Source organism: Clostridium thailandense (genome assembly GCF_019207025.1).
In the GTDB taxonomy this organism is placed as follows: Bacteria; Bacillota; Clostridia; order Clostridiales; family Clostridiaceae; genus Clostridium_AM; species Clostridium_AM thailandense.
In genome coordinates this window covers 1-17,180 of sequence record NZ_JAEEGC010000041.1, presented here as the reverse complement: position 1 = coordinate 17,180, position 17,180 = coordinate 1, and the positions used below count along the sequence as shown (strand labels likewise).

The 17,180-nt window shown below is 32.3% G+C and carries 18 protein-coding genes and 2 tRNA genes; 3 read left to right on the top strand and 17 right to left on the bottom strand.

Annotation, left to right across the window (positions count from 1 at the left end; all coding sequences use genetic code 11):
* Nucleotides 1–81 precede the first annotated feature (81 nt).
* A complete protein-coding gene (locus I6U48_RS10170; RefSeq protein WP_218320306.1) occupies nucleotides 82–1,278 on the top strand; it encodes a S8 family serine peptidase in 1,197 nt (398 codons plus the stop codon).
* Between the two features lie 73 nt (nucleotides 1,279–1,351).
* Here the strand turns inward: I6U48_RS10170 and I6U48_RS10165 are convergent, their stop codons facing one another.
* From I6U48_RS10165 to I6U48_RS10095, 15 genes are all read right to left on the bottom strand, one after another.
* A complete protein-coding gene (locus I6U48_RS10165; protein ID WP_218320305.1) occupies nucleotides 1,352–2,299 on the bottom strand; it encodes a phosphoglycerate dehydrogenase in 948 nt (315 codons plus the stop codon).
* A 138-nt stretch (nucleotides 2,300–2,437) separates the two neighbouring features.
* Nucleotides 2,438–3,283, bottom strand: coding sequence for an acetyl-CoA carboxylase carboxyltransferase subunit alpha (locus I6U48_RS10160; RefSeq protein WP_218320304.1), 846 nt, complete (start codon nucleotides 3,281–3,283; stop codon nucleotides 2,438–2,440).
* Between the two features lie 45 nt (nucleotides 3,284–3,328).
* On the bottom strand, nucleotides 3,329–4,204 hold the full coding sequence (accD, locus tag I6U48_RS10155; RefSeq protein ID WP_218320303.1) for an acetyl-CoA carboxylase, carboxyltransferase subunit beta: 876 nt from the start codon (nucleotides 4,202–4,204) through the stop codon (nucleotides 3,329–3,331).
* Nucleotides 4,205–4,242: 38 nt separating this feature from the next.
* On the bottom strand, nucleotides 4,243–5,589 hold the full coding sequence (locus I6U48_RS10150) for an acetyl-CoA carboxylase biotin carboxylase subunit (protein WP_218320302.1): 1,347 nt from the start codon (nucleotides 5,587–5,589) through the stop codon (nucleotides 4,243–4,245).
* A gap of 83 nt (nucleotides 5,590–5,672) precedes the next feature.
* On the bottom strand, nucleotides 5,673–6,119 hold the full coding sequence (fabZ, locus tag I6U48_RS10145; protein WP_218320301.1) for a 3-hydroxyacyl-ACP dehydratase FabZ: 447 nt from the start codon (nucleotides 6,117–6,119) through the stop codon (nucleotides 5,673–5,675).
* 30 nt (nucleotides 6,120–6,149) lie between these two features.
* On the bottom strand, nucleotides 6,150–6,668 hold the full coding sequence (gene accB / locus I6U48_RS10140; protein WP_218320300.1) for an acetyl-CoA carboxylase biotin carboxyl carrier protein: 519 nt from the start codon (nucleotides 6,666–6,668) through the stop codon (nucleotides 6,150–6,152).
* A 1-nt stretch (nucleotide 6,669) separates the two neighbouring features.
* A complete protein-coding gene (gene fabF, locus I6U48_RS10135; RefSeq protein WP_218320299.1) occupies nucleotides 6,670–7,908 on the bottom strand; it encodes a beta-ketoacyl-ACP synthase II in 1,239 nt (412 codons plus the stop codon).
* A 27-nt stretch (nucleotides 7,909–7,935) separates the two neighbouring features.
* Nucleotides 7,936–8,682 (bottom strand): 3-oxoacyl-[acyl-carrier-protein] reductase, encoded by a 747-nt coding sequence (gene fabG / locus I6U48_RS10130; RefSeq protein WP_218320298.1) that lies wholly within the window; start codon nucleotides 8,680–8,682, stop codon nucleotides 7,936–7,938.
* Nucleotides 8,683–8,697: 15 nt separating this feature from the next.
* Nucleotides 8,698–9,633 carry an ACP S-malonyltransferase gene (gene fabD / locus I6U48_RS10125; RefSeq protein WP_218320297.1) on the bottom strand — a complete coding sequence of 312 codons (936 nt, stop codon included), beginning with the start codon at nucleotides 9,631–9,633 and terminating at the stop codon, nucleotides 8,698–8,700.
* Between the two features lie 14 nt (nucleotides 9,634–9,647).
* A complete protein-coding gene (gene fabK / locus I6U48_RS10120; RefSeq protein ID WP_218320296.1) occupies nucleotides 9,648–10,595 on the bottom strand; it encodes an enoyl-[acyl-carrier-protein] reductase FabK in 948 nt (315 codons plus the stop codon).
* Nucleotides 10,596–10,640: 45 nt separating this feature from the next.
* Nucleotides 10,641–10,877 carry an acyl carrier protein gene (gene acpP, locus I6U48_RS10115; RefSeq protein ID WP_446681752.1) on the bottom strand — a complete coding sequence of 79 codons (237 nt, stop codon included), beginning with the start codon at nucleotides 10,875–10,877 and terminating at the stop codon, nucleotides 10,641–10,643.
* Between the two features lie 18 nt (nucleotides 10,878–10,895).
* Nucleotides 10,896–11,876 carry a beta-ketoacyl-ACP synthase III gene (locus tag I6U48_RS10110; protein ID WP_218320294.1) on the bottom strand — a complete coding sequence of 327 codons (981 nt, stop codon included), beginning with the start codon at nucleotides 11,874–11,876 and terminating at the stop codon, nucleotides 10,896–10,898.
* Nucleotides 11,876–12,349, bottom strand: a complete 474-nt coding sequence (locus I6U48_RS10105) for a MarR family winged helix-turn-helix transcriptional regulator (protein WP_218320293.1) — start codon at nucleotides 12,347–12,349, stop codon at nucleotides 11,876–11,878. Before I6U48_RS10105 ends, I6U48_RS10110 begins: the two co-directional genes overlap by 1 nt.
* A 68-nt stretch (nucleotides 12,350–12,417) precedes the next feature.
* The gene (locus tag I6U48_RS10100) at nucleotides 12,418–13,497 is read right to left on the bottom strand and encodes an NAD(P)H-dependent flavin oxidoreductase (RefSeq protein ID WP_218320292.1); all 1,080 of its coding nucleotides are present in this window, start codon (nucleotides 13,495–13,497) and stop codon (nucleotides 12,418–12,420) included.
* 238 nt (nucleotides 13,498–13,735) lie between these two features.
* Nucleotides 13,736–14,725 carry a M23 family metallopeptidase gene (locus tag I6U48_RS10095; RefSeq protein WP_218320291.1) on the bottom strand — a complete coding sequence of 330 codons (990 nt, stop codon included), beginning with the start codon at nucleotides 14,723–14,725 and terminating at the stop codon, nucleotides 13,736–13,738.
* Between the two features lie 180 nt (nucleotides 14,726–14,905).
* Between I6U48_RS10095 and I6U48_RS10090 the strand changes: the two genes are divergently transcribed.
* Nucleotides 14,906–15,919: a DnaD domain protein gene (locus I6U48_RS10090; RefSeq protein WP_218320290.1), complete on the top strand. Its 1,014-nt coding sequence runs from the start codon at nucleotides 14,906–14,908 to the stop codon at nucleotides 15,917–15,919.
* Complete coding sequence (locus I6U48_RS10085) at nucleotides 15,916–16,899, top strand: ATP-binding protein (RefSeq protein WP_218320289.1); 984 nt, start codon at nucleotides 15,916–15,918, stop codon at nucleotides 16,897–16,899. The genes I6U48_RS10090 and I6U48_RS10085 overlap by 4 nt, the downstream gene beginning before the upstream one ends.
* Before the next feature lie 116 nt (nucleotides 16,900–17,015).
* Here the strand turns inward: I6U48_RS10085 and I6U48_RS10080 are convergent.
* Both I6U48_RS10080 and I6U48_RS10075 read right to left on the bottom strand, forming a co-directional pair.
* A tRNA-Thr gene (locus I6U48_RS10080) sits at nucleotides 17,016–17,091 on the bottom strand.
* A 9-nt stretch (nucleotides 17,092–17,100) separates the two neighbouring features.
* Nucleotides 17,101–17,178, bottom strand: a tRNA-Asp gene (locus I6U48_RS10075).
* Nucleotides 17,179–17,180 lie beyond the last annotated feature (2 nt).

Here is a 17,180-nt window from a genome sequence, read left to right as displayed (position 1 = left end):
CCTAAAAATTAATATATGTTGCACATATATTTCCTTCTTAGCTTATAATATATAATGTAATTAATTTTTAAGGAGCTTTAAATGTTTTTTACTAAAAACAAATTAGATCCTAACTTAAAAGTATCTATAGATGGAAAATATTATAAAAAATACAGGGTAATTATATATTGCAAAAACCTTCCAGAGGTAATAGAAAAAAAAGTAAAGTCCTATAGAGGGACTTTAATACATTTTATTCCTCTAATAAATTGTATATGTGCAATTCTTTCCCCTAATGCTATAGAAAAGATATCTGAATTTCCTCAAGTAAGCTATATATCATTAGATAGCTTAGCACTCTTATGCGGAAGAAGTGTTCTAGCCTCTAACAAAATATCTATGCAAGAAGGATATAAACTTACAGGTAAAAACATATGTATAGGTATTGTAGATAGTGGAATTTACCCTCATGCTGATCTTTTAAACCCTAAAAATAAAATAAAAGGATTTATAGATTTGATTAATGAGTTCAAATATCCATATGATGATAACGGTCATGGAACCTTTATGAGTGGTATACTGTGTGGCAGCGGATATTTATCTAAAGGCGTTTATAAAGGCATAGCTGAGGACAGCTCTATATATTGCATTAAGGCTTTCAATAGTTTAGGTAAGGGACTAGTATCTGATATATTATTTTCTATACAAACTTTAATTGAAAAAAGCAATGAATATAACATTAAAATTTTATATCTCCCATTTGAGTTAACTGTAAATAGTAACTTTTTAACACTGTTATTTTCTAAGATATTTGATATTGCTGTAAAAAGTAACTTAACTGTTGTTGTCCCTGCTGGACATAATGGAAATTCTGAAGGAAGCATTTCAGGAATTGCAACTCTTGATAACTGTATTACTGTAGGCGGCATTGATACCACAACTGACTCAATTGAGCCGTATAAATATTCTTCATCCGGACCCTTTGGAAAATTAGAAAAACCTGACTTAGTAGCTGCTGCTGTAGACATTTGCTCTACTAATTCAAGCGTCAACTATGTTTCCGAAAGGAATGGACTAAAAATATACCCTAAAGCCTTAGACACTCCTTATACCTTCTATAGTGGTACATCTTGTGCTGCCGCATATGTTAGTGGAGTTTGTGCACTTCTATATGAAAATAATCCTACTTTAACTTTTAAAGACTTAGTTTCTCTTTTAAAAGTATCGTGTGATTTAAAAGATATACCAAAATGTCTTCAGGGTGCAGGCATCCTTGATCTAAATAGATTACTTTCCTAATAAGTAAGCAACATATAATTCATGTTATTTTACGACAAATAGGTATAATGGCTAAAACTATCATGCCTATTTGTTAATATCCCTTATTTATATCTACTATGTTAATCAATTTTTCATTTTGAGCATACTTTTTCATATTATTATATATCATGTTAAATCTTCGAGTATTTCTCATTTCAGACATCCATGAATTATGAGGAGTTATAATTACGTTTTGAAAATTCCATAAAGGATTGTCTGAACTTAAAGGCTCCTCTTCTACTACATCTAATGCTGCACCGTAAATTTTCCCTTGCTCAATATTTCTAATTAAGTCTTTCTCATTCATTATTGATCCTCTAGCTACATTAATAATGCATACCTTGTCTTTCATCATTTTAAACTTCTCATCATCTATTAAATGATGAGTATCATTTGTATAAGGAATTGTAATAACAACTATATCACTGACTGATAGCATTCCTTTTATATCTTTTGATGAATAGCATTTGTCAAAATACTCTACCTGTCTTCCACTTGTATTTAAACCTAAAATTTCTACATCAAAACCTCTTAATCTTCTCGCAGCCTCTTTTGCAATATCTCCTGTCCCTACAAAGCTTATAGTCTTTCCACACAGTTCTAATATTGTAGTATCCATTTTCCATAATCTATTTTTTTGATTTTCATACAACTTAGCACTATGTTTCAAAAGCTCTAATATTTTTAAAACAATCCATTCACCAATTGGTATGCTGTATCCACCTCTATTATTAGTTATAATAATTCCAGAGTTTCTCACATATTCTAATGGTAATTGGTCTATTCCAGCACTCGATAACTGTATCCATTTTAATTTTTTCATCTTTCTTATATCCAAAGTTTGAAATGGATTATAGCATACTAAAACTTCTACATCTTCTATATTCTTATCATAAACTGCATCTTTCTCTCGTATACTTATTATGTCATATCCTAATTCCTTAATCTTGTTCATGCTTTCTTCACCATAATCATAAGTAAATAATGTCTTAATAGCCATTTAAACCCACCCCTTTTTAGAATATAAATATAAAGCAGCCTTCATTATCAAAATAAAAGCCACTTTAATATTATAACTTATTTTTTAAACATTAATCTAAAATATTTTGTCCTAGTAATAAACTAGTATATCAATCTATTACTCTGTATATTTACCCATATTTCTAAACTTATTATACCTTTTTTCCAGTAATTCTTTCACTGGTTGTTTTTTTAATTCATCAAAGCACTTTATTAGTTCACTTTTTATTGATGATGCCATTTTTTCTACATCCTTGTGTGCTCCCCCTAAAGGTTCTTTCAACACCTTGTCAATGATTTCATATTCCTTTAAATCTTTTGCTGTAATCTTCATAATTTCAGCAGCCTCTTTAGCACGTGAAGAATCCTTCCACAATATGCTTGCAAATCCTTCTGGAGATAATATTGAATATACTGCATTTTCTAGCATCCACACTTCATCTGAAACAGCAAAGGCTAATGCTCCACCACTTCCTCCTTCACCTATAACTATAGAAATTATAGGCGTTTTTAGGCTTGACATTTCTATAAGATTTCTTGCAATAGCCTCTCCCTGACCTCTTTCCTCTGCTCCAGTACCACAAAATGCCCCTTGAGTATCTACAAAGCATACGATAGGTCTATTAAACCTTTCCGCCTGTTTCATAAGTCTCAAGCCTTTTCTATATCCTTCAGGATGAGGTGAACCGAAGTTCCTTTTTATCTTTTCTGCTGTATTTCTTCCCTTTTGATGCGCAATTATAGTTATAGGTTCGCCATCTAGTAAAGCAATTCCTCCAACAACCGCAGCATCATCACTAAAATGTCTATCACCGTGAAACTCTATGAAAGAATCAAATATTCTCTCTATATAGTCAAGAGAAGTAGGCCTTTCAAGCATTCTCGCTAAAGAAACTCTTTCCCATGCACTTTTATTATCTAACTTTTGAGTTATTATTTGCTGTACTTTTTCTAACTTTTCCATATGAACAGTTTCCTTTCTTTAGAAATATAAATATTTCAAAAATATTTATTTACTTCTATTATGAATAAAAAGTATCTTTTTAAGAGTACTCTTTAACTCATTTCTACCGACTATTTTATCAACAAAACCATGTTCTAATAAAAATTCAGCCTTTTGGAAACCTTCAGGAAGCTTTTGTCTTATAGTTTGCTCTATAACTCTTTTGCCGGCAAATCCAATTAATGCACCTGGTTCTGATAAAATTATATCACCAAGCATGGCAAAACTTGCAGTAACTCCTCCTGTAGTTGGATCCGTAAGTACAGTAATATATAGTAAACCTTCTTCATTAAGCTTTCCAATAGCTGCACTTACCTTAGCCATTTGCATAAGAGAAAACATGCCTTCCTGCATTCTTGCGCCACCAGATGCTGTAAAAATTATTATCGGTAGCCTTAGTTCAATAGCCTTTTCAATAGCTCTAGTAATCTTTTCTCCTACTACAGATCCCATACTTCCCATCATAAAATGACTGTCCATGACACATATAACTACATCTTCCTTGATAATACGACCTCTTCCAGTTACTACCGCCTCATTTATTCCTGCATTTTCTTTCATTCTTCTTATTTTTTCCTCATATCCACTAAATGATATAGGATTGTCTGAAGTCATATCTTTGTCAAATTCCTCAAAAGTATCTTTGTCAATTATAAATTCTATTCTTTCTCTTGCGGTCATTCTAAAGTGATGATTACATTGAGTGCATACTTTATTATTTTCTTCTAAATCATTATTATATATTATTTTCCCACAGCCATCACACTTAACCCACATGCCATTAGGAATACTTGGTTTTGTTTCTAAAGTGTCCTCAGTCTTTCTTAATGCTTGTTGACTAACAGTGATATATTTAGTTTTTTTGAAAGGATTATTCAACAAGTTAGCTCACCTCCAGTCAAAATTAGCAAAGCTTATTATTATGAAATATTAAATCTATTCTCAATAAACCTGGTATCATAATCACCATTTATAAATTCTTCACTATTTATAAGTTCGAATTGAAAATCTATATTTGTACTAACTCCATCAATGATAAATTCTCCTAGCGCTCTTCTCATCTTTTTAATAGCCTCTTCTCTATCCTTACCATAAACAATAAGTTTAGCTATCATTGAATCATAGTATGGAGGTATTACATATCCTGAATACACTGCACTATCAACTCTCACATTAAAGCCCCCTGGCACATACATATCCTTCACTTTTCCTGGACATGGCATAAATCCTCTACTAGCATCTTCAGCATTTATTCTACACTCTATTGCGTGCCCACTAATCTTTATGTCCTCTTGAGAAAAGTTTAGCTTTTCACCTGCAGCAATTTTAATTTGCTCCTTTATCAGGTCTATACCAGTGACCATCTCTGTTATAGGATGTTCTACTTGTATACGAGTATTCATTTCCATAAAATAATATTTATTATTCTTATCTAATAAAAACTCTATGGTGCCAGCATTATTGTAATTTACCGCTCTAGCTGCTCTTACTGCAGTTTCTCCCATAGATTTTCTAAGTTCCTCTGTCATTATAGGACTTGGAGATTCTTCTAAAACCTTTTGATTTCTTCTTTGCATGGAGCAATCTCTTTCACCTAAATATATAATATTTCCAAAACTATCACCTAGTATTTGAATTTCAACATGTCTTGGTCTTTCTATAAATTTCTCCATGTATATAGTATCATCTCCAAAGGCTGCCATGGATTCTGCTTTAGCATTCTCATAGGCTTTTATAAGCTCATTTCTTTCATATACTATTCTTATGCCTCTTCCACCACCGCCTGCAGATGCTTTAATCATAACAGGATATCCAATCTCTTCTGCAAGCCTTGATAATTCCTCTTCATTATTTATAGCACCATTAGAACCTGGAACTACAGGAACACCTGACTTAGTCATAATATCTCTTGCATTAGACTTATTACCCATATTTTCAATGCATTCTGGTTCAGGTCCTATAAATGTAATATTACACTCTTTACACATTCTTGCAAACTTGCTATTTTCAGATAAAAAACCAAACCCTGGATGGATTGCTTGCGCTCCTGAAAGAACAGTAGCACTTATTATATTTTGAATATTTAAGTAGCTATCCTTAGCTGCAGCTGGACCAATACAGATAGCTTCATCAGCCATTTGAACATGTAAAGCATCCTTATCAGCTTCCGAATAAACAGCAACCGTCTCTATTCCCATTTCTCTGCATGCTCTTATTATTCTAACTGCTATTTCTCCTCTATTGGCAATTAATATTTTACTAAACACTTTTAAAACTCCACTCCTAATATTCTAGTTTTAGTTATATAGATAAAAGTTTCTAACATATATACTATTTTACCACATATTAACTAGCCTATCATAAACATTATTTCTGCTTCTGCAGCTTTTTTATCTCCTACATAAGCTATTGCCTTACCAATACCTGCTGGTCCTTTAATTTTTATGATTTCTACTTCTAGCTTTAAAACATCTCCTGGCACCACTTTTTTTCTAAACTTTGCTTTATTTATTCCACCAAAGAAGGCTATTTTCCCTTTAAATTTATCTTCGCTTAGAATAGCCACTGCACCAGCTTGTGCTAAGGCCTCTATGATAAGAACTCCTGGCATAACTGGTTCGGCAGGAAAATGTCCTTGAAAAAAATATTCATTCATAGTTACATTTTTATATGCAATGACCTTTTTTCCTGGCTCCATATATGTTACTTTATCTATTAATAAAAATGGATATCTATGAGGGATAATTTCTTGTATTTCTTTTATTCCAAGATTTACACTGAAATCTTCATTTTCCATTGTTCTTCCTCCTAGTAATATACTGGTTTATTAATTAGTTTTTATTTTGAACATAGTCTGACCGTACTCAACCATTTTCCCGTTCTCAATTAAAACTTCTACTACCTCTCCGTCTACTTCACTTTGAATTTCATTCATAAGCTTCATAGCTTCAATAATACAAAGTGTATCTCCTTTTTTAACCATAGATCCTACCTGAACAAAAACTTCCTTATCTGGACCAGGTGAACTATAGAAGGTTCCGACTATAGGTGATACTACGTCTTTTATATTTTTATCATCAACTTCTACTTTAATCTCTTCTTTTGACTCATTAATAATATTCTTAACAGTCTCTTTTATCTCTGCCGCTGCTTCAGGTATATTATTCTCTTCCGAAGTACTTATGGCTTCTTTATTTATACTTTCATTTGCTTTTAAACTTCTTTGGTAATCAGGCTCTCCCTGCTTTCTCATTATTATAGAAATACCTTCCCAATTAACCTCTAAGTATCCTAATTTAGAATTATCTACAGTTTTTATCATTTCTTCAATTGCTTTAAAATCCATATTACTCACTCCACTTTTTTAATAAAATTACAGCATTATGTCCTCCAAATCCAAGGGAGTTAGACATTGCATATTTAAGTTCTGCAGTTCTACCTGCATTTGGGACATAATCAAGGTCACACTCTTCATCAGGCACTTCATATCCAACAGTTGGTGGAACAAAGCCCTCTTCTAAAGCTTTAACACAAACTATAGCCTCTATGGCTCCTGCTGCACCTAATAAGTGTCCTGTCATAGACTTTGTAGAACTTATAGGTATATTGCTAGCACTTTCCCCAAATACTCTTTTTATTGCTCCAGTTTCAAATTTATCATTAACTGGAGTACTTGTTCCATGAGCATTTATGTATGATACTTCCTCTTTATCTATTCCTGCTTCGTTTATGGCAATTTGCATAGCTCTTGCAGCTCCTTCTCCATCTGGGTCTGGAGAGGTTATATGGTAAGCATCACAGGTTGATCCATATCCAACTACCTCAGCATATATAGTCGCTCCTCTTTTTTGAGCATGTTCTAAAGATTCCAGAACTAATATTCCTGAACCTTCTCCCATTACAAATCCATCTCTTTCTTTGTCAAATGGAATAGATGCTCTTTTGGGATCAGCACTTTTTGATAAAGCTGTTAATGATGTAAATCCAGCCACTGATAGTGGTGTAATTGAAGCTTCTGTTCCTCCAGCTATCATTATATCAGCTAAATCATTTTTTATAGCATGAAAAGCTTCTCCTATACAATTTGTTCCTGTAGCACAAGCAGTTACCACTGTTGTACATATTCCCCTTGCACCGAATTTAATAGCTATGTTTCCTGCTGCCATATTACTTATAATCATAGGTATAAATAATGGTTGAACTCTACCAGGTCCTTTTTCTAAAAGTTTTGTTTGCTCTTTCTCTATAGTACCTATACCACCAATTCCTGAACCAACTATAACTCCGAATCTTTCTTTCTCTACATTCTCTACATCTAACTTTGAATTCTCAACAGCCTGAATAGCTGATGCCAAAGCAAACTGACAAAATGTATCCATTCTTTTTGCTTCTTTTTTTTCTATATACTTTAAAGGATCAAAGTCCTTAACTTCTGCTGCTAACTTTACTTTGAAACCTTCTGTATCAAAGCTCTTTATAAAGTCTATGCCAGGTACTCCATTCTTTATATTATTCCAGAATGAACTTACATCATTTCCTACTGGAGTTATTGCACCTAAACCAGTTATTACAACTCTTTTTCCCATTATAATTTCACCAACCTTTATTTTAATTTACATAACCATTCCGCCATCTACATTTATTACTTGACCAGTAACATAATCTGCAGATGGTGAAACTAAAAATGCTACCATATTTGCTACATCTTCTGCCTTACCAAATTTCTTTAATGGTATACTATTTAAAGTACCTTCTTTAACTTTATCTGATAAAACTTCTGTCATATCTGTTTGAATAAAACCTGGCGCAACAGCATTTACATTAATTCCTCTTGAAGCAAGCTCTCTTGCTACAGACTTAGTCATTCCTATTATTCCTGCCTTTGCAGCTGAATAGTTTATCTGACCTGCATTTCCTACAATCCCAACTACTGATGATATATTAACTATTTTACCACACTTTTGTTTCATCATTATTGGTGTTGCATGTCTTATGCAATTAAAAGCTCCTTTTAAATTTACATCTATAACCTTGTCAAAATCTTCTTCTTTCATTCTAAGAATTAATCCATCTTTAGTTATTCCTGCATTATTAACAAGTATATCTAATGATCCAAAAACTTCAACAGCCTTTTTCATAATATTTTCAGCATCTGAAAATACACTAACATCTCCTTGAACAGCTATAGCTTTACTTCCTTTATCTTCAATCTCTTTAATTACATCCTCTATTGACTTTGAATCACTTCTATAGTTAATCACTAAGTTTGCACCAAGTTCTGCCAGTTTAACTGCTATAGCTTTACCGATTCCACGACTAGCACCAGTTACTACTGCAGTCTTTCCTTCTAAAACCTTCATAACTCATTCTCCATTCTAACTTTTTAGTTTTTCTATAGTACTTTCAAGAGACTTTAAATCCTGTACATTTAAAATTGTAGCTTTTCTATTTATCTTTTTTACGAAGCTACTTAATGCTTTTCCCGGTCCAATTTCTACAAAGGTATCTACTCCCATGTCCATCATTTTTTTTATGCTTTTTTCAAAAAGGACTGTACTCATAACCTGCTTCTTAAGATAAGGTTTTACCTTTTCCTTACCTTCAATAACATCTCCTGTTACATTTGTTATTACAGGAATTTTAAAGTCATTGATTGAAACATTATCAAGTTCTGTTTCTAACTTTTCTGCCGCTGGCGCAAGCATTGATGTATGGAAAGGACCACTAACAGCTAACATTACTGTTTTTAATGCTCCTTTTTCTTTTAGTTTATTGCAAGCAGCTTCTACAGCATTTACTTCTCCTGCAATTACAATTTGACCCGGACAATTTAAATTTGCAGGTTCAACTATTCCTATATTAGAGCATTCATCACATACTTCTCTTATGCTTTCTTCATTTAATCCAATGATAGCAGCCATAGTGCCAATACCTTGTGGCACTGCCTCTTGCATATACTTTCCTCTTTTTTTAACTAGCTTTACAGCTTCCTTAAAATCTAGAACTCCACTGTAAACTAAAGCAGAATATTCGCCAAGACTTAAGCCTGCAGTTACATCTGCAGTTATACCATGACTCTCTAAAGCTTTAAGTGCTGCAATACTTACAGTTAAAACTGCGGGTTGAGTATTTTCTGTGCTATTTAAATCATCTTCTGGACCATCAAAACATATTTTGCTTATAGAAAATCCTAATGCTTCATCAGCGCTTTCAAATGCTTCTCTACATACTTCTATGTTATCATATAATTCTTTTCCCATGCCTACATACTGAGCACCTTGACCTGAGAATAAAAAAGCTATCTTACTCATATAATCCTCCCTAGCTATATAACCTTAAAAATTTGATTAACTCTTTTTAAATGCATCTCTGCTTCATTAAATATCTCTTCAATTATCTCACTACAACTTTGTTCCTTACAAACAAGTCCAGCTATTTGTCCTGCCATTACCGATCCGTTATCAGCGTCGCCTTCACGTGCAGCCTTAGAAAGTGCTCCTCTTCCAAGTTCCTCAAACTTTTCTGCTCCAGCACCTTCTTTCTCAAGTATCTGGAATTGTCTAGTTAACTTATTTCTTAAAACACGTACTGGATGTCCTGTTGCTCTTCCAGTAACTTGTGTATCTATATCTTTTGCACTCAATACCCTATTCTTGTAATTTTGGTGAACTGTACATTCATGTGCCACTAAAAATCTTGTTCCAACTTGTATACCAACTGCTCCAAGCATAAAAGCTGCTGCAGCTCCTCTTCCGTCTCCTATGCCTCCTGCAGCTATTACAGGAATCTTTACCGCATCTACTACCTGTGGAACTAATGTCATAGTTGTAAGCTCTCCAACATGGCCTCCTGATTCACAACCTTCAGCTATAACTGCATCTACACCAGCTCTTTCCATCCTTTTAGCCAATGCTACTGAAGCTACTACTGGAATAACCTTTATATCATGTTTTTTCCACATATCAATGTACTTTCCTGGATTTCCAGCCCCAGTTGTAACGACTTTAACACCCTCCTCACAAGCCATTTTCGCTACTGCTTCTGCAGTTTCGCTTAAAAGCATTATGTTTACTCCAAAGGGTTTATCTGTTAACTGTTTGGCTTTTCTTATTTCAGCTCTTACCCACTCCAACGGGGCATTTCCCGTTATAATTCCAAGCCCTCCTGCATTAGATACCGCTGCAGCTAGGGAACTATCTGCAATCCAGGCCATTCCTCCCTGGATAATAGGATACTTTATACCCACCATCTGGGCAAATACGGAATTAATCATAGTTTTTCCTCCTGACCATTTTTAAATTTATAGTCTATTGTTCATCTACTTTTTTATATTGCCTTTAACGAAGTCAACCGCCTCTTCGACTGTTCTAATTGACTCTGCATCTTCTATCTGAACTCCGAATTCCTCTTCTATTTCAATTATTATTTGAAACAAATCTAAGGAATCTACACCTAATTCTTCAAAAGAAGTCTCTCTTGTTATATTTTCTTCATCTATTTTTAGTTGTTCTGATATTATTTTTTTTATCTTCTCAAATATCATTTTGTCCTCCATAGTTTTGTGTAAGTTTCCTTACCACTCTATTATTAGTCCTCCGTAAGTTAGACCTCCGCCAAAACCTATGAGTAAAATCTTATCTCCATGTTCAAGTAAATTATTTTGTACCATATCATCTAGCGCAATACCTATAGTAGCTGCAGATGTATTTCCAAATTTATCCAAATCCAAATAAAACTTTTCTTCACTTACGCCTAATTTTTTTGCTGCCGAATCTATTATTCTAGAGTTAGCTTGATGCGGTACTATATATTTTATATCATCTAAAGAGCACTTAGCATCTGCTAAGAGTTTCTCTACTTCTTGTATTATAACCTTTACTGCAAACTTGAATATTTCTCTTCCATCCATTTTAACTGTAGCATCCACTTGTTTATCTAGCATTTCTTTACTTACGTATGGATTTTTTACTGGAATTGCACTACTAACTAATGCCTTACCTTTACTTCCGTCTGCTCCTCTACAAATAGCCAATATTCCTTCTACATCGGAAGTCTGTAAAATTGCTGCTGCTGCTCCATCGCCAAATAGCACACAAGTATTTCTATCCTCCCAATTAATAATTTTGGAAAGAGTTTCTGCACCAATAACTAGAGCAGTTTTACAACTTCCAGTTCTTATAAACTGTGTGGCAATATCTAATCCATAAACAAACCCTGAGCAAGCTGCTGATATGTCAAAACACATAGCATTCATGGCTTTTATATTACTTTGCACTATACAAGCTGTAGATGGAATAAAATTGTCTGGTGTAGCTGTACCTAAAATAATTAGATCAATATCTTCAGGCTTTATCCCCGCACTTTCTATAGCCTTCATTGCTGCTTTTGAAGCCATTTCTGATGTATCTTCACCTTCTGATATTCTTCTTTCTTTTATGCCTGTTCTGCTACTTATCCATTCATCACTGGTATCTACCATACGTGATAAATCATCGTTACTAACAACCTTTGATGGTACGTAGCTACCTGTACCTATAACTTGTACCTTATTCATTATTTTTCTCCTTTAAAATTAGTATTTAAATTATATTTAGATATAAAAAAACTATTGATCTTATTAAGGGCAATGACTAAAACTCGCTCTTCTTCATCTGTCAACTCTTCTATAGATGACTTAATCATATCAGAGTGAAACTTTCTATGAACTCTATATGCTAGCTTACCTCTCTTAGTTAGTTGAATATATACTATCCTTCTATCTGCTTCACTTCTTTTTCTTTCAACATAACCTTTTCTAACTAGATGTCCTATAGCTGTAGTTAACGTTCCTAAAGTTATATTCAGTTGGCAGGCAACTTCTGTCATAGTTCTTGCTTTATACATTCCTATCGCTTCAATAGTATGTATTTCTGTAACTGATAAATCTTTAAAGGCACCAGATTGAAGAGCATTTTGTTCAATTTCTAATATGTCATCAAAAATCCCTACCAGAAGATCATTTAAAATGCTAATACACTCATTAGCCACAAAATCACCACTTCTAAAAATTTAATATAGTAAAAACTTATTTATATAACATACCCAAATCAAAATTTCTAATCATCAGTTAGACTTTTCTCAGCATCAGTAGTTAGTTCTTTGATTAACTCTTTAACTGTAACAATTTTATCTATTCTATAAGCGCTGCTGCCTGAGAATATTAATCCATCATTAACATTTCCTTTAACAGCTTCAATTAAAGCTTTTGAAATGCAATAAGGAGTATTCTTAGGGTCACACTTTTTTAAGCAATTGAAACACTTGTTAGGTTTAATTCTTTCTCTTTCAACTTGCTTTATAAAATCATTTTCTATAGCTCTTCCAGGAAGTCCTACAGGGCTTTGTATAATTCTAATGTCTTCTTTCTTAGAATTAATATAGGACTTTTTGAAATCTATATGAGCATCACATTCCTCAGTTGCTACAAAACGTGTAGCCATCTGGACTCCTGCAGCCCCCATCTTTATGAATTTTGCAATATCTTCTCCTGTATAAATCCCACCTGCTGCTACCACAGGAATTTTTGTGTCATATTCTTCCTCAAAAGGCTTTAATGCTTCAATTACTTCAACAACTATTTCTTCAAGCTTTAATTTATTATTTCTAACCTCTTCTGGATGGAATCCTAGATGACCTCCTGCTTCTGGACCTTCAACTACAACTACATCAGGAACTCTCTTATATTTTTTAATCCAGTGTTTTGTAATAACTGAAGCTGATTTTCCTGAAGATGCAATTGGCGCTATCTTAGTATTACTTCCTTCTACAAGTTTAGGCAACGCTAAAGGAAGGCCTGCACCAGAAATGATTAAATCAACCTGTTCCTCTACGCAAGCCTTTACTTCCTCATCATAATCAGTAATAGCTACCATAATGTTAACCCCTATAATTCCATTAGGACTTAACTCTCTTGCCTTTTTTATTTCTTTTTTTAATGCTCTGATATTAGCTTCTTTTGTATTAGTTTGAAAATCTTCTTCTCTATATCCTATTTGAACTGAAGATATTATACCAATAGCTCCTTCATTTGCAACTGCTGATGCGAGTCTATATCCTGATACACCTACACCCATACCACCTTGGATAATAGGTACTTCAGCTTTTAAATCTCCAATAATTAATGGAGGTAGTTTCATTTAATCGTCCCCTTTAACTTTATTTTCATTGTCAAATATTTTGATAGTCAAAGTATATATTAAAAAGCTATGCATGTCAATAAATTTTACATTTTAAGTAATTAATTCATATAATTACCTAATAATGCTTATATTTTACTTATGAATCATCATTAATAAAACTGATATCTATCCACAACTATCTTGGTAAATAAATATCAGTTCTCTTTATTATACACTTAATCTCTATTATTTCATCCTATCTTAAGTATGTGATAGGATCCTTAGGAACATCTTCAACTCTAACTTCAAAATGTACATGTGGTCCAGTGCTGTTTCCTGTACTTCCTACCAGACCTATTTTCTCTCCTCTTTTGACAGTCTGCCCAACATTAACATCTATACTGCTGCAATGTCCATATACAGTTTCTATACCTACCCCATGGTCTATTTTTATTACCTTTCCATAACCATCTTCCCATTCTGCACAAATTACTTTTCCATCCATAGCAGCATAAATAGGGTCTCCCATTGATGCTCCTATATCTATTCCATTATGCATTTTTCCCCATCTCATTCCAAAAGGGGATGTTATGTTTCCTTTAGTCGGAAATTGGAGAAGATTAATTTTACTTGACGCTCTCGAGAGATTTGAACTTTGTACACTGTTAGATTCCTGTCCTTTAGAAAAGCATACAAGTGAATTATTAGAATCTTCTTTCACCTTTTTTACTATCTCATCTATAGTATTTACATCATTAATATTAGCAATTTCTTTAACATATGTTATATGGTTATTTAATTTGAGATCTTCCGTTTTATTTTTATCTTTATATTCATTTTTGATCGTATCTAAAACTTTAATCATTTCATTTTCATTAGCAAGTGTCCCAAGTTTTTTACCATCAGATTTCATCAAAACTACTGATACACTCATTTTACTGTTTTTCAAAATTATGCTTTTAAGTTCATTTTTACTTGATATGTATTTTGAGTTAACTAAAGCTTTTCTAAAATCTACAACATCCTGAGATGTAACTTTCACAAACCTCTTTTCTAAATCTTTTTTTATATCTTTTTCTACATTATAAAAGTCTTCTTTATTTTTTACATAGGCCAATGGCTTATCATCCATATATACTTGATAAGCGTTAAATATATTACAGTATACATATTGCCCAGATATTATAATGGTAATAATTATAGATATATAAATTAGTATCTTCTTAGACCTATCACTTAGTGACAAAATCACCAACTCCTTCCAATATTGTATTTTTACTCTCACTTCTTTATTTTGCCTTATTTCTTAAAATTTATTACAACTTTTATAATGTTTTTTAATTGTTATACTACTACTATTTTGTTATAATAATTTATTAGAAACTATTTTTTAATAATAAACAAAACAAAGGTAGGTCTTAAAAATATGAGCACTTTCGTATTCAAAAGTGGTGGTTCAACTTATACTCCTGTTAGTAACATTTTTATAGATAAATTTATGCCAAAAGCCCGAGGAGAATTCGTTAAGGTATATCTTCTAGGGCTAAAATATTGTGTCTCTGGAGAATTGGGGGTAAATTCTCAAATAATGTCCAGCGCCCTTCATTTACTAGAAACGGATGTTCTAAACGCATGGAATTATTGGAATGATGAGAATGTAATTAAAATAATTCCGATTGATAACATGGGAAACTACAGTATTGAATTTTTAGATTTAGTAGATTTACCTTCAGTAAACTCAAATGATATAAATCTACTTGAAGAACTAAATAAAAATTCTACTAAAGACATGTTACAAGATATAGAAAAACTTTTAGGAAGACCTCTTTCTTCAAAAGAAATGACTATGTACATAGGTTGGTTGAAGGATTTTAATTTTACTCCTGAAATTATACTTCTACTAATTCAATATTGTGCTTCAAGAGGTAAAACCGATTGCAGATATATCGAAAAAATAGCTATTGCATGGTTTGATGCTAAAATCAAAAGTATAGATGATGCTCAAGCATTTATAAAGAAACATGAAGATAAATGGGTTAAAATAAGAAAAATATTAAATTATTTAGGTATAAAAGATGCAGAAATAATGAAGCCTCAAGAAGACTTGTTACATAAGTGGATTAGTACATATAACTTTTCCTTAGACGTTATCTATCGAGCATGTGATATATGTTTTCAAAGAATTAACAAAGCAGACTTTAAATACATTGATGGAATTTTAAATAGTTGGAACAAAGACGGAATTGCAACTATAGAAGATGTAGATAAAAAGGACTTAAAAAAGGATAACAAAAAATCTTCTTATAATAACAATTCTAATTCTTCATTTAAAAATAATAATTATAATAAAGCATCAAATAGCACATTTAACAATTTTAAACAAAGAGACTATGATTATGATGATTTAAAAAAGAAGCTTTTAGGATGGGATGATAAATGATTAAAGGTTATGAAAGTAGTATAGTAAAAACTTATGAAAATATAAGAAAAACTGAAGAAAAATCTCTTAAATTGAGAAGAGATGAGATAGGGAACAAAATTCCTGAAGTTATAAAAATCGAATCAGAAATTGCGAAGCTATGTTTGAAGTTATCAATAAATATATTAAATAATGCACAAAACAAAGATAACTATCTTAAAGAACTAAAAGAAAAAATTACAGACCTAAGAATAAAAAAATCCGAACTTTTAGTGAGTAATAATTATCCATTAGATTACTTAGAGATAAATTATAAATGTAATAAATGCAAAGACACAGGTTTTATAGGCAACACTAAATGTATTTGTTACAAACAAAAACTTGTAGATCTGTATTATGAGAACTCAGATTTAAAAGAAATATTGAAAAAAAATAATTTTGCTAACTTTAATTTTGAACTTTATTCTGCCCGAAGAACTGGAAGTGAACCTGTAAGCCCTAGAAAAAATATAGAGAATATAGTCTCAAAATCTTGGAACCTAATTAAAAATTTTTCTTTTACTGATGAGAACTTGTTATTCTTAGGCACTTCGGGAACCGGTAAAACCTTTTTGTCAAATTGTATAGCTAAGGAACTATTAGATAATGGCTATCTAGTAGTATATAGAACCGCTGATTCCTTAATTCAAGATTTAAAACACATAAGATTTAACAATGACAATACGTTAGAAGATTTGTTATTAAACTGTGACTTACTTATAATAGATGATTTAGGATCAGAACAAATAACAGACTTTTCAAGGACAGAGCTGTTCAACTTATTGAATAGACGGCTTCTCAAGAAAAGTAAATTATTAGTTTCAACAAATTATGATTTAGAAGATTTACTAAAAATATACTCAGAAAGAATTTCTTCTAGATTGCTTGGGGAATTTACTTTATGTAACTTTTTTGGCGAAGATATAAGAATACAGCAAAATATAAAAAACAAAAGTTATTAATTACAGAAAAAGTAGCACAAAACTTAAACTTTGTGCTACTTCATTTTTATACACGTATAATTTTAATATTTTACATACAAAAAAAACTGTATGCATAAACATACAATTTTAATAAATGGTGCTGGCAGCAAGAATCGAACTCGCGACCTACTGATTACAAGTCAGTTGCTCTACCTGCTGAGCTATGCCAGCAAATTAATATGGCGACCCAGAAGGGACTCGAACCCTCGACCTCCGGCGTGACAGGCCGGCACTCTAACCAGCTGAGCCACTGGGATCGC

Coding starts and splice junctions, on each gene's coding strand:
- I6U48_RS10170 (WP_218320306.1), top strand. CDS start 82: ATGTTTTTTACTAAAAACAAATTAGATCCTAACTTAAAAGTATCTATA.
- I6U48_RS10165 (WP_218320305.1), bottom strand. CDS start 2,299: ATGGCTATTAAGACATTATTTACTTATGATTATGGTGAAGAAAGCATG.
- I6U48_RS10160 (WP_218320304.1), bottom strand. CDS start 3,283: ATGGAAAAGTTAGAAAAAGTACAGCAAATAATAACTCAAAAGTTAGAT.
- fabZ (WP_218320301.1), bottom strand. CDS start 6,119: ATGGAAAATGAAGATTTCAGTGTAAATCTTGGAATAAAAGAAATACAA.
- accB (WP_218320300.1), bottom strand. CDS start 6,668: ATGGATTTTAAAGCAATTGAAGAAATGATAAAAACTGTAGATAATTCT.
- fabF (WP_218320299.1), bottom strand. CDS start 7,908: ATGGGAAAAAGAGTTGTAATAACTGGTTTAGGTGCAATAACTCCAGTA.
- fabG (WP_218320298.1), bottom strand. CDS start 8,682: ATGAAGGTTTTAGAAGGAAAGACTGCAGTAGTAACTGGTGCTAGTCGT.
- fabD (WP_218320297.1), bottom strand. CDS start 9,633: ATGAGTAAGATAGCTTTTTTATTCTCAGGTCAAGGTGCTCAGTATGTA.
- fabK (WP_218320296.1), bottom strand. CDS start 10,595: ATGATTAATTCCGTATTTGCCCAGATGGTGGGTATAAAGTATCCTATT.
- acpP (WP_446681752.1), bottom strand. CDS start 10,877: ATGGAGGACAAAATGATATTTGAGAAGATAAAAAAAATAATATCAGAA.
- I6U48_RS10110 (WP_218320294.1), bottom strand. CDS start 11,876: ATGAATAAGGTACAAGTTATAGGTACAGGTAGCTACGTACCATCAAAG.
- I6U48_RS10100 (WP_218320292.1), bottom strand. CDS start 13,497: ATGAAACTACCTCCATTAATTATTGGAGATTTAAAAGCTGAAGTACCT.
- I6U48_RS10090 (WP_218320290.1), top strand. CDS start 14,906: ATGAGCACTTTCGTATTCAAAAGTGGTGGTTCAACTTATACTCCTGTT.
- I6U48_RS10085 (WP_218320289.1), top strand. CDS start 15,916: ATGATTAAAGGTTATGAAAGTAGTATAGTAAAAACTTATGAAAATATA.